Source organism: Burkholderia sp. AU33545, assembly GCF_020419685.1.
Taxonomy (GTDB): Bacteria; Pseudomonadota; Gammaproteobacteria; order Burkholderiales; family Burkholderiaceae; genus Burkholderia; species Burkholderia diffusa.
In genome coordinates this window covers 417,638-431,216 of record NZ_JAIZRQ010000005.1, presented here as the reverse complement: position 1 = coordinate 431,216, position 13,579 = coordinate 417,638, and the positions used below count along the sequence as shown (strand labels likewise).

The following is a 13,579-nucleotide window of genomic DNA, read 5'->3' as shown; positions in this document are numbered from 1 at the left end:
GACGAGGTCGCGCGAGCCCGGTTCGCGCGATTTTGGCGCTATCATTCCTGGTTCACCGGGCCGGGAGCCCGTCAGCAAATCCTCACCGGGCGGCATGCACGCCGCCCGTCATCGAAGCAATTCATGGATGTCATTGTCATCGGCGGCGGAATCAGCGGCGTCGCCACCGCCTACCAGCTGCGCGCGACCGGCCATCGCGTATGCATGGTCGAACGCCACGCGACCGTCGCGCAGGGCGCGACCTACGGCGACGGCGGCACGCTGCTGCCGAGCCCGCTCGACGTCTGGTTCGGCCCGACCTTCATGCGCCAGCGCCAGCCGCGCGACACCGGCATCGTCTACAAGCCGGGCTTCAACGGCGGCGTGCGCCGCTTCGTCAAGCAACTCGCCGCGCTGCGCGAGCCCGACGCATTCGCCGCGCAGTATGCGCGGCTGCGCCCGCTGATCGACGCGTCGCGCGAGTCGCTCGCCGACATCGAGGCGCGCTTCCAGCTCGAATTCGAGCAGAAACCCGGGATCCTGCACGTCGTGCGCGACCCGCGCGACTGGGAAGCGCTGCAACCGGCACTCGACCTGTTGCGTGCGCTCGACCAGCCGTACCGGGTGCTCACGGCCGACGAATGCGCGGCGCTCGAGCCTTCGGTGCCGGCCGAGCCCGGCTTTGCCGGCGGCGTGCTGCTCGAGACCGAACGCACCGGAAACTGCCCGCTGTTCGCAAAACTGGTCAAGCAGACGCTCGACGAGCACGGCGTGCAGTTCCGCTTCGGCGCGGACGTCGCCGCGATCCGCGTCGACTCCGGCCGGGCCGCGGTCGAGCTCGCGCCGGCCGGCGGCCGGCGCGCGACGAAGGCGCACGAGGTCGACGTGATGTCGGCCGACGCGATCGTGGTCGCCGCGGGCGCCGGCAGCCTGCCGCTGCTGGAGCGGCTCGGCTGGCGGCTGCCGCTGCATCCGGTGCGCGCGCATACGCTGACCGCCCCCGTCGCGTACGAAGAACATGCGCCGCACCTGAGCGTCGTCGATTCGATCAAGCGGATCTCCATCACGCGCACCCACCAGCGGCTGCGCATCGGCGGCGGCGCCGTGCTGCAGAGCCTCGCCGACACCGCGAAGCCGCTCCCCGAGCCGCTGTCCGAGGCCGCGCTCGCGCTGCTCGGCCAGGCCGTCCACGACTGGGTGCCGGGCGCCGCGAAGATTTCCGCCGCCCTGTCGTGGCAGGGCACGCAACTGCTGTCGCCGGACGGCCTGCCAGTCGTCGGTCCGACCCCGCATCCGCGCGTATTCGTCAATTTCGGGCACGGCCCGGCCGGTTGGGGCCTCGCGTGCGGGTCTGCTAAAGTGGTGACCGACTGTCTGAGCGGCGACACGCAGCAGTGGCCCGCCGACACGCTCGCCGCGCTGAGCGCCACGCGCTTCGCGACCTGACCGCCTCGGGCCCGTCCCGGGGCGGCGTCCTCCTGCCGCCATGACCCCGCGATGACGAATCCCCGCCCGCTTCCCGACCCCGCCCCGCTCGCGCTGCTGCGCGTCGCCGACCTGCGCGCGGCCGAGGCCGCCGCGACCGCCGAACTGCCGCCGCACACGCTGATGGGCCGCGCGGGCGCCGCCGCCGCGCGCTGGCTGTCCGAACGGGTGGCCGGCGACGACCGCCCGGTCTGGTTCGCGGTCGGCCCCGGCAACAACGGCGGCGACGCGCTGGTGGCCGCCGCGCAGTTGCAGCAGCTCGGCGTCGCGACGCAGGCCTGGATGCCCGTGCCGGTCAAGCCGGACGATGCGCAATGGGCGCTCGGCCTCGCGCGTGCGGCCGGCGTGCCGCTGTCGGCCGAGCCGCCCGCCTCGCTCGACGACTACGCGTGGGTCGTCGACGGCTTGTTCGGCATCGGCCTCGCTCGCGCACTCGACGGACCGTTCGCTGCCCAGGCCACGCGTATCGCCACACATGCCCGAAGCGGCGGCCGCGTGCTCGCGCTCGACGTACCGAGCGGGCTCGACAGCGACACGGGCCGGATCGTCGGCGCCGGCGTCGCCGTCACCGCGACGCACACGCTCACCTTCATCGGCGCGAAGCCCGGCCTCTATACCGGCGACGGCCGCGACCTCGCCGGCGAGATCGACATCGCGTCGCTCGACGTCGCACCGCCCGCCGCGCCAGCCGTCGTGCTGAACGCACCGGCACGGTTCGCCGCCGCGCTGCCCGCCCGCGCGTTCGCTTCGCACAAGGGCACGTTCGGCAGCCTGGCGGTGCTCGGCGGCGACACCGGCATGTGCGGCGCGCCGATCCTCGCCGCGCGTGCCGCGCTGTTCGCGGGCGCCGGCAAGGTGCATGTGGGCTTTCTCGGCGCCGGTGCACCGCCGTACGACCCGCCGTTTCCCGAACTGATGCTGCATCCCGCGGACAACCTCGACCTCGATGCGATGTCCGCGATCGCTGCAGGCTGTGGCCTCGGCGCGCGCGAGGCCGCGGCCACCCTCGTGCGCGACGTACTCGCGCACGACGCCGCGACGCTGCTCGACGCCGACGCGCTGAACCTCATCGCGACGCACGCCGACCTCGCGGCCGCCGTTGTTGCCCGCGGCACCCGGGGCAACGCGTGCGTGCTGACACCGCATCCGCTCGAGGCAGCGCGGCTGCTCGGCAGCGACACCGCGACGGTGCAGCACGACCGGTTGGCCGCGGCCCAGGCGCTGGCCGCGCGCTACACGAGCATCGTCGTGCTGAAGGGTTCGGGCACGGTGATTGCGGCGCCCGACGGCCGCCTGACGATCAATCCGACCGGCAATGCAGCGCTCGCCACCGGCGGCACCGGCGACGTGCTCGGCGGCCTGATCGGCGCGTTGCTCGCGCAGCGCGTCGCGCCGTACGAAGCCGCGCTTGCGGGCGTATACCTGCATGGCCTCGCGGCCGACACGCTGACCGCGAACGGCACGGGTCCGGCCGGCCTCACCGCGGGCGAACTCGCGCCGATGGTGCGTACGCTGATCAATCGCCTTTTTTACCCGTCGGCACGCGCCGACATATAACGCCGCTATACTGGGTGCCCCGCCGCACGGCGGGCCCGCTCGTCCGCCGGCGTTCCGATCCCGATGCGCCGGCGCGGCATTCCTCCCGATTCACGCTTCACTCGAACCGCCATGACGCTGAATTCGCTCCCCGCCTGGACTGCCCTTCAATCCCACTTCGAACAGATCCGCCACGCGCGGCTGCGCGACTGGTTCGCGCCGGAAAACGACCGCGCGCCGACCCGTGCCGAACGCTTCACGATCCCCGGCGGCGGCCTTGCGGCCGACTTCTCGAAGAACCGCATCAACGACGACACGTTGCGCCTGCTCGTGCAGCTGGCCCGCGAAGCGGGCGTCGAGGCGCGCCGCGACGCGATGTTCGCCGGCGAGATCGTCAACCCGACCGAAGGCCGCGCCGCGCTGCACACGGCATTGCGCGCGACCGACCCGCACGCGCCGTTCCATGCACAGGTCAGCGCCGAGCGCGCGAAGATGGCGACCTTCGCACGCGCCGTGCGCAGCGGCGCATGGACCGGCTATACCGGCAAGCGCATCCGCCACGTGATCAACATCGGCATCGGCGGCTCGGATCTCGGACCGAAGATGGTCACGCACGCGCTGCACCATGTCGCGACGCCCGACATTTCGACCCACTTCGTGTCGAACGTCGACGGCGCCGATCTCGCGCGCGTGCTCGAACAGGTCGATCCTGAGGAAACGCTCGCGATCATCGTGTCGAAGACCTTCACGACACTCGAGACGATGACGAACGCACGCTCGCTGCGCGACTGGTTCGTCGCGCGCGGCTGCCCGGAAGACGCGCTCGCAAAGCACTTCGTCGGCGTGTCGGCGAACCCGGCCGAAGTCGTGAAGTTCGGCATCTCCGCCGACAACGTGTTCGAAATGTGGGACTGGGTCGGCGGCCGCTATTCGCTGTGGTCGGCGGTCGGCCTGTCGATCATGATCGCGATCGGGCCCGAGCAGTTCGACGAACTGCTCGCCGGCGCGAACGACATGGACCGCCATTTCCGCGAAGCGCCGCTCGAGCGCAACCTGCCGGTGTTGCTCGGCCTGATCGGCATCTGGTACCGCAACTTCTTCGGCTCGCAGAGCTATCTCGTCGCGCCGTATTCGGAAGCGCTGCACTACCTGCCGTCGTACCTGCAGCAGCTCGAAATGGAAAGCAACGGCAAGTCCGCGCGCCTGGACGGCACGTTCGTCGACTACCCGACGTCGGCCGTCACGTGGGGCGAGCCGGGCACCAACGGCCAGCACGCGTTTTTCCAGATGCTGCACCAGGGCCCGACGATCGTGCCGATCGACTTCATCGCCGTGCTGACGCCCGAGCATCCGCTCGCGAGCCATCACCCGAAGCTGCTCGCGAACTGCTTCGCGCAGAGTGAAGCGCTGATGCTCGGTCGCACGCTCGACGAAGCGCGCGAGGTCGCCGGCCCCGGCAAGGAAGCGCTCGCGCCGCACCTGACGTTCCCCGGCAACCGCCCGACGACGACGCTGCTGGTGGATGCGCTGACGCCGCGCACGCTCGGCGCGCTGATCGCGCTCTACGAGCACAAGGTGCTGGTGCAGGCAACGGTGTGGGACATCAATCCGTTCGACCAGTGGGGCGTCGAGCTCGGCAAGATTCTCGGCAAGGTCGTCGAAGCCGACCTGTCGGCCGAATCGGTCGATCCCGCGAAGCACGATTCGTCGACGACCGCGCTGATCGAGCGCGCGCGTGCGGCACTCAAGCGCTGACGCGACAACGTCGAACGCATGCCGGCCGCACCGGGCGATCCAGCCGGTGCGGCCAACAAGCGATTCGGTCTCGCGCTATGCCGCGTGCGGCGCGACGATGCGGCCGGCGTCGATTGTGACCGTCGTCGCGCAGCGCCGCGCGAGCTCGGTATCGTGCGTGACGAGCACGAGCGTCGCGCCGTGCGTGCGGTTCAGTTCGAACATCAGGTCGATGACGGCGTGGCCCGTGGCTGCATCGAGACTGCCGGTCGGTTCGTCGGCGAACAGGATTGCGGGATGCGTGACGAACGCGCGCGCAAGCGCGACGCGTTGTTGCTCGCCACCCGACAGCAGCTTCGGATAATGCGCGGTGCGCTCGCCGAGACCGACCTGCACGAGCAACGCGCGCGCCCGATCGGCCGCGTCGCGCGCGTTGATGCCGCCCTGCAGTTCGAGCGGAAGCATCACGTTCTCGAGTGCCGTCAGGTGCGGCATCAACTGAAACGACTGGAACACGAACCCGACCGCGCCGTTGCGCAGCGCGGCGCGCTCGTCCTCGTCGAGCTGGTCGAGCGCGCGACCGAGCAGGCGAACCGTGCCGCTCGTCGCGCTGTCCAACCCCGCAAGCAGGCCGAGCAGCGTCGACTTGCCCGACCCAGATGCGCCGACGATCGCGAGGCTGCTGCCTGGCCGCACGGCGAACGTGATGCCGTCGAGGATCGTCAGCTCGCCCGTTGCGTCGGCGACCCGCTTGCACACGTCATGGACTTCGATGATCGGATCGGTAATCTTGAACATGGACACGACATTCCGCTGGAAAAGACGCGCGGCGCTCGCCGCGCTGCTGGGTACCCTGCTCGCAGCAAACGTGCCCGCACGCGCTGCGGCGACGGCGGCCCCGACATCGGGCCAGCCCGCGCTCGTCGTGCTCGGCGACAGCCTGTCGGCCGAATACGGGTTGCCGCGCAACACCGGCTGGGTTGCGTTGCTGCGGCAACGGCTCGCAACCGAGCGGATCGATTATAGCGTCGCGAACGCAAGCGTCAGCGGCGACACCACGAGCGGTGGCCGTGCGCGACTACCTGCGGTGCTGCAACGGCTGAAGCCGTCGATCGTCGTCGTCGAGCTCGGCTCGAACGACGCGCTGCGCGGCGTGCCGCTCGCGACGACCGAACAGAACCTGCGCGACATCATCACCGATGCGCGGCAAGCGCGCGCGAAGGTCGTGCTGGTCGGCATGTACGTGCCGCCCAACTACGGGCCCGACTACACGCAGAAATTCCATGCGGTCTACACGCGCCTGTCGAAGGAGTTCGGCGTACCGCTCGTGCCGTTCCTGCTGGCCGGCATCGAGAACAAGCCGGAGATGTTCCAGTCGGACCAGATGCATCCCGCGCAACAGGCACAGGGCATCCTGCTCGACAACGTCTGGCCGGCGCTGAAGCCGCTGCTCGGCAAGCCGCGCGGCTGACCTCGCGGCGCGCCACCGCCGGAAAGCAAAAAGCCCCGTTTCGAACGGGGCTTTTTGTTGCTGCACGCGAAACCGTGAACGGCGCTTCGCTCGGTTGTCGCTTGATCGCGGCTTAGCTGCCGCCGTCCTGCGACTGGCTCTGCGTGGTGCCGTAGAGCTTTACCTTCGAGCGGTCGCGCAGTGCGGCGAGATACGCCTCGCCTTCGCTTTGCGCTTCGACCTGCGCCATCTGCTGCTGCGCGGCCGCGAGTTGCTGCGGATCGACGGCCGTGCCCGGGATCACCGCATTCACGCGATAGATCGCGTAGCCGTCCGCGCCAAGATCGACGCCGACGTATGCCGGCAGCGTCTTCGCATCGATCTTGTAGACGGCGCTCAGCGCCGCCGGCGTCAGGCCCTGCGACTGCGTGCGCGACACCTTCTGCGCGGCCGTGAAGCCATCGGCCGACTTCGACTTCTGCAGTTCGGCCAGCTTCGCCGCGCCGTCCTTCTTCGCAAGTTCCGCGGCCTGCTCGGCGATGACCTTCTGACGCACCGCATCCTTGATCGCGTCGAGCGCCGGCACGGCAGCCGGCTTGTAGTCGGTCACGCGCGCCGAGATCAGCGTGTTGTTGCCCACATCGATCGCCTGCGTGTTGTTCTGGTTCTTCACCGAGTCGTTCGCGAACACAGCGGCAAGGAACTTCGGGTTGTTCAGCGGGCTCGTCGCCGGCAGTTGCGGATTCGGCGTCGGCATGACGGTGGCCGTCTGGATCGTCAGCTTGTACTTGTCGGCGGCCGGCTGCAGCGTCTTCGCCTTTTCATAGACGGTCGACGTGAAGCCTTCCGCGTTGTCCGAGAACGCCTTCGCCGCGTATTGCTGCTTCAGGTCGACTGCGATCTGGTCCTTCACGTCCGCGAACGGCTTGACCACCGACGGCTTCACTTCCGTCGCCTTCAGGATGTGAAAACCGAGGTCCGATTGCACGATACCGCTCACGTCGCCCTGCTTGAGCGCGAACGCGGCATCGTCGAACGCCTTGCCGCCCGCCGTCGAGCCTCGCGTGATGAAGCCCAGATCGCCGCCCTTCGCCGCCGACGGCGCGTCCTGCGAGCTCTTCTGCGCGATCTGCGCGAACTGGTCCGGATGCGCCTTCACGTCGGCCAGCAGCTGCTCGGCCTTCGCCTTCGCGGCCGCCTTGTCGGCCGCGCTTGCGTCGCTCGCCGCGGCGATGAAGATGTGGCTCACGCGCACCTGCGCTTCCGAGCGGAAGTGCGTCGGGTTGTCGTCGTAGAACTTCTTGATGTCGGCATCGGTCGGCTGCGCGCTCGCGGCGGCCGCTGCCGGCGAATAGACGAGATACTGGATCGTCGCGGTTTCCGGCGTCGCGAAGCCTTGCTTGTGCGCGTCGTAGTACGCCGTGAGCTGCGCGTCGGTCGGCTGCACCTTCGCCGCGTAGTCGCTCGTCTTCAGCACGAGCGCCTGCACTTCGCGCTGCTGCGCCGCCAGTTCCGACAGCCGTTGCGCCGGCCCCTTCGGCGTGAATGCGCTCGCCACGATGCTCGCCGGAATCTGCTGCAGCGCGAGGCTGTAACGCACGCGTTCCTGATACTGCTCGGGCGTCATCCCCTGGAACGACAACAGTTGCGCGTAGCGCTGGACGTCGATCGTACCGTCGGGTTTCTTCAGCGACGCGATCATCGGGTCGCTCATCAGTGCGTCGCGCACGGCGTTGTCGGATGCGGTCAGGTGCAGGCGCTGCGTCTCGTCGGCCAGCACGCGTTGCTGGATCAGGCCGTCGAGCACTTGCTTGCGATGTTCGGGCGTGTCGAACGCCTTGATGTCGAACTGCCCGCCGAGCGCTTGGCGCGCCTGGTCGATCTGCTGGCGGAACGCGCCGTCGAATTCGACCCGCGTGATCTTGTGCCCGTTGACCGCCGCGACGTTCGCGCTGTCGTCGAAGAAGCCGCGGAAACCTTGGATCCCGACGAAACCCAGCCCCGGCAACACGATCAGGAGCAGGAGCGCCATCATCAGGCGCTGGTGATTACGGAAGAAATCGAGCATGCGTGACGGGAAAATTGGACAAAACGTCCGATATTACAACATACGCGGTGGCACGGGAAAAAAGCAGGTGCGCAACGAACGGGCGCAACCGACGACGCAAATGAAAAAGCCCGCACGAGGCGGGCTTTTTCATTTTCTGGCGGAGCGGACGGGACTCGAACCCGCGACCCCCGGCGTGACAGGCCGGTATTCTAACCGACTGAACTACCGCTCCTTGGTCTGGCTGAATCAGGAAACTGGTGGGTGCTGAGGGGTTCGAACCCCCGACCTACGCCTTGTAAGGGCGCCGCTCTACCAGCTGAGCTAAGCACCCGTTTCCGATTCGTTCTGGCTGCGATCTGCGTTTCGGCATCAACAACCAGCGAGCCCGCAAGTTTAATTCATCCCCGATCATTTTGCCAAGCCCGTGCGCAAAAAATTTTAACGCCCCCTGCTCAACACACACGATGCCGACGCACATAAAAAAACCCGCGGACACGCCGCGGGTTTCGTGAACAACCGTCAGGGACGGCGCTCAGGTTTTCAGTGCTTGACGACTTCCGTCGAGCCGGCATCCGTCGCCGCCTCGCCGACCGGTGCCGCAGCCTTCGCCTCTTCTTCCGGCGGCAGCGGGGTCGGCGTACGCTCGAGCGCGAGTTCGAGCACCTTGTCGATCCAGCGGACCGGCACGATCTCGATCGCGTTCTTCACGTTGTCCGGAATGTCCGCGAGATCCTTCACGTTCTCTTCCGGGATCAGCACGAGCTTGATGCCGCCGCGATGCGCAGCCAGCAGCTTTTCCTTCAGCCCGCCGATCGGCAGCACTTCGCCACGCAGCGTGATCTCGCCCGTCATCGCGACATCGGCACGCACGGGGATCCCCGTCAGCACCGACACCAGCGCGGTCGTCATCGCACCGCCGGCGGACGGACCGTCCTTCGGCGTCGCGCCTTCCGGCACGTGGATGTGGATGTCCTGCTTCTCGAACGCTTCGTCCTTGATACCCAGACGGCGCGAACGCGAGCGCACGACCGAACGTGCAGCCTCGACCGACTCCTTCATCACGTCGCCGAGCGAACCCGTGCGGATCACGTTGCCCTTGCCCGGCATCACCGCGGCTTCGATCGTCAGCAGGTCGCCGCCAACTTCCGTCCACGCGAGGCCCGTCACCTGACCGACCTGGTTCTCCTTCGCCGCGAGGCCGAAGTCGTACTTGCGCACGCCGAGGAACGTATCGAGGTTCTCGCCATCGACCTTGATCGCGCCCGATGCCTTCTTCAGCAACAGCATCTTCACGACCTTGCGGCAGATCTTCGACACTTCCCGCTCGAGCGAACGCACACCGGCTTCGCGCGTGTAGTAGCGGATGATGTCGCGGATCGCCTGCTCGGCGACTTCGATCTCGCCTTCCTTCAGGCCGTTGTTCTTCTTCTGCTTCGGCAGCAGGTAGCGCTGCGCGATGCTGACCTTCTCGTCTTCCGTGTAACCCGACAGACGAATCACTTCCATCCGGTCGAGCAGCGGCGGCGGGATGTTCAGCGAGTTCGACGTCGCGACGAACATCACGTCCGACAGGTCGAAGTCGACTTCGATGTAGTGATCGGCGAACGTGTGGTTCTGTTCCGGATCGAGCACTTCGAGCAGCGCCGACGACGGATCGCCGCGGAAATCCATGCCCATCTTGTCGACTTCGTCGAGCAGGAAGAGCGGATTGCGCACGCCGACTTTCGCCAGGCTCTGCAGGATCTTGCCCGGCATCGAGCCGATGTACGTGCGGCGGTGGCCGCGAATCTCGGCTTCGTCACGCACGCCGCCGAGCGCCATCCGGACGAACTTGCGGTTCGTCGCGCGAGCGATCGACTGGCCGAGCGAGGTCTTGCCGACGCCCGGAGGCCCGACGAGGCACAGGATCGGTGCCTTCACCTTGTCGACGCGCTGCTGCACCGCGAGATACTCGAGGATGCGTTCCTTCACCTTCTCGAGGCCGAAGTGATCCTCGTCGAGCACCTGTTCGGCGTTCGACAGGTCGTTGTTGACCTTGCTCTTCTTGCGCCACGGCAGACCGATCAGCGTGTCGATGTAGTTGCGCACGACGGTCGCTTCCGCCGACATCGGCGACATCAGCTTCAGCTTCTTGAGCTCGGCATCGGCCTTCTTCTTCGCTTCCTTCGGCATGCGCGCGGCGTTGATGCGCTTCTCGAGTTCCTCGAGGTCCGCACCCTCTTCGCCTTCGCCCAGTTCCTTCTGGATCGCCTTGACCTGTTCGTTCAGGTAGTACTCGCGCTGGCTCTTTTCCATCTGGCGCTTCACGCGCCCGCGGATGCGCTTTTCGACCTGCAGGATGTCGATCTCGGCTTCGAGCTGCGCGAGCAGGTGCTCGAGGCGCTCGATGACCGGGAACATCTCGAGGATGTGCTGCTTCTGGTCGAGCTTCAGCGGCAGACGCTCGGCGATCATGTCCGCGAGGCGACCTGCTTCATCGATACCCGACAGCGACGTGAGAATTTCCGGCGGGATCTTCTTGTTCAGCTTCACGTACTGGTCGAACTGCGACACGATCGCGCGGCGCAGCGCTTCCGTTTCCGCGCTGTCGGCGTGATCGGGCTCGAGCGGCATGACTTCACAGGAGAACTGCGTCTCCTGCTCTTCGATCGACAACGCCTTCGCACGCTGCAGGCCCTCGACGAGCACCTTCACGGTGCCGTCCGGCAGCTTCAGCATCTGCAGGATGTTGGCGATACAACCGACCTCGTACATGTCCTTTTCGGTCGGTTCGTCCTTGGCCGCGGTCTTCTGGGCGACGAGCATGATGTGCTTGCCGCCTTCCATCGCTGCTTCGAGGGCCTTGATCGATTTCGGCCGGCCCACGAAGAGCGGAATCACCATGTGCGGGAAAACGACGACATCCCGCAGCGGCAGCAGCGGGAGCGTAATGCGTTCCGGCGGGAGAAGTTGGGTGCCTGACATTTCATTTCCCCATGAGTGGAATCAATTGTTCGGTAATTGAGGCCGCCACAACGAATTGCAAGCCTTCAAGTGCGGGAAATATTCGGTAAGAAAGTAACCACCGCGTGTCGAGTCAGAGTTACCCACAAGATAAACGAAAAAAAGCCGCCCACGGTCTCATGAACGGCCTTTTTCGCAGAACATCGTCGGCAAGCCGGTCAGTTCGAACCCGCCACCTTCGGCGTGTCCTCATAGATCAGCAGGGGCTTGCCGTCGCCATCGATGACGTTCTCGTCGATGATGACCTTGCTGACCCCTTTCATCGCCGGCAGTTCATACATCACGTCGAGCAATGCCTGTTCGATGATCGAACGCAAACCGCGCGCGCCGGTCTTGCGGCGGATCGCCTTGCGTGCGACTGCCTGCAGCGCGCCCGGCCGGATTTCCAGCTCGACGCGCTCCATCGCGAACAGCTTGTGATACTGCTTGACGAGCGCATTCTTCGGCTCGACGAGGATCTTCATCAGCGCGGCTTCGTCGAGCTTGCCGAGCGTCGCGACCACCGGCAGACGGCCGATCAGTTCGGGGATCAGACCGAATTTGATCAGGTCTTCCGGTTCCGTTTCGCGCAGCACTTCGCCCGCGTCGCGTTCCTGCTTGCTCTTGACCGTCGCGCCGAAGCCGATGCCCGTCTTTTCGGTGCGATCGGTGATCACCTTCTCGAGCCCGTCGAACGCGCCGCCGCAGATGAACAGGATGTTGGTCGTGTCGACCTGGATGAAATCCTGGTTCGGGTGCTTGCGGCCGCCCTGCGGCGGCACCGACGCCATCGTGCCCTCGACGAGCTTCAGCAGTGCCTGCTGGACGCCCTCGCCCGACACGTCGCGCGTGATCGACGGGTTGTCCGACTTGCGGCTGATCTTGTCGATTTCGTCGATGTAGACGATCCCGCGCTGGGCCTTGTCGACCTCGTAGTTGCAGTTCTGCAACAGCTTCTGGATGATGTTCTCGACGTCCTCGCCGACGTAGCCGGCTTCGGTCAGCGTCGTCGCATCAGCGATCACGAACGGCACGTTCAGCAACCGCGCGAGCGTCTGCGCGAGCAGCGTCTTGCCGGAGCCCGTCGGGCCGATCAGCAGGATGTTGCTCTTCGACAGCTCGACATCGTCCTTCTTGTCGAGGTGCTTCAGACGCTTGTAGTGGTTGTAGACGGCCACCGCGAGGATCTTCTTCGCGCGCTCCTGGCCGATCACGTACTGATCGAGGATGTCGCGAATTTCCTGCGGGCTCGGCAGATCCGACCGGGACAGGCTGGCCTCGACGCCGGCGGCAGCCGCCTCGTCGCGAATGATCTCGTTGCAGAGGTCGATGCATTCATCGCAGATGAATACCGACGGGCCCGCGATGAGTTTCTTCACCTCATGCTGGCTCTTGCCGCAAAACGAACAATACAACAGCTTCTCGCTGTTCGAACCTTTTTTGTCCGCCATGAATGTAGAGCCTCCGGACAGGTAAATGACATGATACGCCGAATGCTCCGGACGCCGCGCCTAGGGCGCGACCGGAGCCGGCTGGATGCGCTTGCCGCAGATGCTCAGGGCACTCGGGACATTGCGGGGGCACCGACCGAATCGGGGCGGCACCCTACTTAAGCTCACGGGCGCTTCAGCAGCACCTGATCGATCAGCCCGTACGCCTTTGCATCTTCGCTCGACATGAAGTTATCACGGTCGGTGTCGCGGGCGATGCGCTCGACGTCCTGGCCCGTATGCTGCGCGAGCAGGTTATTCAGCCGCTCCTTCAGGTAGAGGATTTCGCGTGCCTGGATCTCGATGTCGGACGCCTGGCCGCGCGCGCCGCCGAGCGGCTGGTGAATCATCACGCGCGAGTTCGGCAGCGCGAAACGCTTGCCCTTCGCGCCCGACGCGAGCAGGAACGCGCCCATGCTGGCCGCGAGGCCCATGCAGAGGGTCGACACGTCCGGCTTGATGAACTGCATCGTGTCGTAGATCGCCATGCCGGCCGATACCGAGCCGCCCGGGCTGTTGATGTAGAGGCTGATGTCCTTGTCGGGATTCTCGCTCTCGAGGAACAGCAATTGCGCGACCACGAGGTTGGCGGTCTGGTCGTTCACTTCGCCGACCATGAACACCAGGCGCTCCTTCAGGAGACGCGAATAGATATCGTACGAACGCTCGCCGCGGCCGCTCGTTTCGACGACGATCGGCACCAGCCCCAGCGCTTGCGCCTCGAAACCCTGCGGCGCGTTCGACGCAAGCATGTCCAGCAATTCAGCGCGAGTGATCATTCAATAAGCCTTGTTCGAATGGAAAATTGAACGGAGGGAAGCCGCCCGCTCAATCGCCATATTAATGGCAACCGTGCGCTTGACGTAGAAACGG

The 13,579-nt window shown here is 66.3% G+C and carries 9 protein-coding genes and 2 tRNA genes; 4 read left to right on the top strand and 7 right to left on the bottom strand.

Going from position 1 to position 13,579, the window contains the following annotated elements:
* The first annotated feature begins 123 nt into the window (after positions 1-123).
* From LGM71_RS19480 to pgi, 3 genes are all read left to right on the top strand, one after another.
* Complete coding sequence (locus LGM71_RS19480) at positions 124-1,425, top strand: FAD-dependent oxidoreductase (RefSeq protein ID WP_226115986.1); 1,302 nt, start codon at positions 124-126, stop codon at positions 1,423-1,425.
* A 51-nt stretch (positions 1,426-1,476) separates the two neighbouring features.
* Positions 1,477-3,021: an NAD(P)H-hydrate dehydratase gene (locus tag LGM71_RS19475; RefSeq protein WP_226115984.1), complete on the top strand. Its 1,545-nt coding sequence runs from the start codon at positions 1,477-1,479 to the stop codon at positions 3,019-3,021.
* 111 nt (positions 3,022-3,132) lie between these two features.
* The gene (pgi, locus tag LGM71_RS19470) at positions 3,133-4,755 is read left to right on the top strand and encodes a glucose-6-phosphate isomerase (RefSeq protein ID WP_226115982.1); all 1,623 of its coding nucleotides are present in this window, start codon (positions 3,133-3,135) and stop codon (positions 4,753-4,755) included.
* Positions 4,756-4,830: 75 nt separating this feature from the next.
* On the opposite strand, the gene LGM71_RS19465 is transcribed toward pgi, so the two are convergent.
* Positions 4,831-5,532 carry an ABC transporter ATP-binding protein gene (locus LGM71_RS19465; RefSeq protein WP_226115980.1) on the bottom strand — a complete coding sequence of 234 codons (702 nt, stop codon included), beginning with the start codon at positions 5,530-5,532 and terminating at the stop codon, positions 4,831-4,833.
* Here LGM71_RS19465 and LGM71_RS19460 point away from each other — a divergent pair.
* Positions 5,531-6,205 carry an arylesterase gene (locus tag LGM71_RS19460; RefSeq protein ID WP_226115978.1) on the top strand — a complete coding sequence of 225 codons (675 nt, stop codon included), beginning with the start codon at positions 5,531-5,533 and terminating at the stop codon, positions 6,203-6,205. The genes LGM71_RS19465 and LGM71_RS19460 overlap by 2 nt on opposite strands.
* 112 nt (positions 6,206-6,317) lie before the next feature.
* On the opposite strand, the gene LGM71_RS19455 is transcribed toward LGM71_RS19460, so the two are convergent.
* From LGM71_RS19455 to clpP, 6 genes are all read right to left on the bottom strand, one after another.
* Positions 6,318-8,252: a SurA N-terminal domain-containing protein gene (locus tag LGM71_RS19455; RefSeq protein WP_226115976.1), complete on the bottom strand. Its 1,935-nt coding sequence runs from the start codon at positions 8,250-8,252 to the stop codon at positions 6,318-6,320.
* A gap of 137 nt (positions 8,253-8,389) precedes the next feature.
* Positions 8,390-8,466, bottom strand: a tRNA-Asp gene (locus LGM71_RS19450).
* Between the two features lie 23 nt (positions 8,467-8,489).
* Positions 8,490-8,565: transfer RNA gene (locus LGM71_RS19445), tRNA-Val, on the bottom strand.
* Between the two features lie 209 nt (positions 8,566-8,774).
* Positions 8,775-11,198 carry an endopeptidase La gene (lon, locus tag LGM71_RS19440; RefSeq protein ID WP_059604136.1) on the bottom strand — a complete coding sequence of 808 codons (2,424 nt, stop codon included), beginning with the start codon at positions 11,196-11,198 and terminating at the stop codon, positions 8,775-8,777.
* Between the two features lie 197 nt (positions 11,199-11,395).
* Positions 11,396-12,667: an ATP-dependent Clp protease ATP-binding subunit ClpX gene (gene clpX / locus LGM71_RS19435; RefSeq protein ID WP_006754177.1), complete on the bottom strand. Its 1,272-nt coding sequence runs from the start codon at positions 12,665-12,667 to the stop codon at positions 11,396-11,398.
* A 164-nt stretch (positions 12,668-12,831) separates the two neighbouring features.
* Positions 12,832-13,485 (bottom strand): ATP-dependent Clp endopeptidase proteolytic subunit ClpP, encoded by a 654-nt coding sequence (gene clpP, locus LGM71_RS19430; RefSeq protein ID WP_006496351.1) that lies wholly within the window; start codon positions 13,483-13,485, stop codon positions 12,832-12,834.
* Positions 13,486-13,579 lie beyond the last annotated feature (94 nt).